Source organism: Bradyrhizobium sp. OK095, from assembly GCF_900109945.1.
Lineage (GTDB): Bacteria > Pseudomonadota > Alphaproteobacteria > Rhizobiales > Xanthobacteraceae > Bradyrhizobium.
In genome coordinates, this window is the sequence record NZ_FOBX01000045.1 from 1 (window position 1) to 1,357 (window position 1,357).

Annotated in this window: 4 protein-coding genes; all 4 read right to left on the bottom strand. The window is 57.2% G+C overall.

The genetic code is table 11. The annotated features are described in order from the left end of the window. Positions 1 to 293 (bottom strand): hypothetical protein (locus BMW89_RS38295; protein ID WP_210187594.1); only part of this gene is annotated, 293 nt, incomplete at its 3' end. After that, positions 286 to 546 carry a hypothetical protein gene (locus BMW89_RS38265; protein ID WP_177196597.1) on the bottom strand — a complete coding sequence of 87 codons (261 nt, stop codon included), beginning with the start codon at positions 544 to 546 and terminating at the stop codon, positions 286 to 288. The genes BMW89_RS38265 and BMW89_RS38295, both read right to left, overlap by 8 nt. 145 nt (positions 547 to 691) lie before the next feature. Next, on the bottom strand, positions 692 to 1,144 hold the full coding sequence (locus BMW89_RS37110; RefSeq protein ID WP_092035275.1) for an SMI1/KNR4 family protein: 453 nt from the start codon (positions 1,142 to 1,144) through the stop codon (positions 692 to 694). 14 nt (positions 1,145 to 1,158) lie between these two features. After that, on the bottom strand, positions 1,159 to 1,357 hold a 199-nt coding region (locus BMW89_RS37115; protein ID WP_177196598.1), incomplete at its 5' end, for an HNH endonuclease.

Genomic DNA, 1,357 nt, shown 5'->3' on the forward strand with positions numbered 1-1,357 from the left:
GCGCCATTGAAGCCAGAAACGACCCCGCGAGGGATGGACCTGAAGAAGTCACCGGCCCCTGCCGTAAGAGCAGATGCGGTCGAGTCTGTTGTTGCAACTCCATGTGTCGGTGCGCTGGATCGGCTTGCTCCCATCGCAGGCTGTTGAGTCTGCGCTTGCTGGGACTGCGCTTGCGGGCTTTGCGCCTGCTGCGCTGCGCCCTCCACGTTGAAGGGATCGTGGTCGACCGGAACGAGAGATGCATTCTCGAAGTCCGGCTGATGCTCGACCGGCACCAGAGAATAATCAGCCATGATGAACGACCAGCAGATATTTGCCGGGACGGCTCGAGTCCGGCAGATAATGGTGACCGTCCCTCGCCTTGCGTGCGCCCGGCGGATACGAACGCTGCAATTTCCCGACATCGATCGCCGCTTTCAGATGCGTCTCCAGCAGCGTCATCTTGGCGTCGAGGGCGGCCTTGATCTTGGCGAGCTCGATCTCTCCTTGCGTCTTGACCTGGAGATGGATCGCGTCGTTCTGCGCTTTTTGTTGCTGGAGCTGCACCTGATGCGCTGCGAGCGCGGCGTCGACCTGTGCCCGCGCCTGAAGGGCCAGTAGTTTCGGCTCGGGAGGCGGCTGTGGCGGCGCCGGTGGGTTGCCTCAGCAAGCGGTCGGTCCCCGTGCTTTCATACGCACGGCTCCGCGGCCACTACAAACCTTCAGGGAGTTCAGTGAGAGAATTGATAAATTCCTTCAGTGTTGGGGCGAGAAACACAACATATCGATCAGGGTCCTCATAATCTTCATGTGAATTGAACATGATATTCCCGAAAGACTCTGGCCTCACGCTATAGAGGAACATATCGCCCGCAGAATCGTCCGCGAACGGTATGTATCCCCGAGGAAACTCGGGTGTTTGATCCACCATCATGACGTAGGTGCGCTCGAAGCTTGATCCCCTCGCTCCAGTGTTCATGGAATAGAAGCAGTCCACATCATACGCTTCTCCATCCTTTACAAAAAATTGAGGACGCGGTCTCCCACCGTTGTGAAGAAGATAGTGCGCCTTGAGATCCTGCGGCAGTCGAACACCCAACCGGTCCTCCACGCGCTTGATATCCAGCTCAGAAAGCGCAGGAGCAGTCTCTTCAAAAACGACCATTGCCTGTTTCCTTATCAACGCTTGTACGGTGCTCCGTGCTGCCTTACGTACTGCGCAACCGAGCCCGCATGAGGTCGCGTAGCATTGTGCGCGTCTTTATCTACCAGCTCGAAAGTGCCCCTTCCAGTCTGCGGATTGAAGTCGTCGACGTGGTGCCACATGTATCCATCCGGTGTTTTTGCGAATTTCCCTTCCTCGTTCGCAAGAGCGAAG

Bases quoted from the DNA above. Each gene is read 5' to 3' on its own strand.
- BMW89_RS37110 (WP_092035275.1), bottom strand. From the start codon at position 1,144: ATGGTCGTTTTTGAAGAGACTGCTCCTGCGCTTTCTGAGCTGGATATC.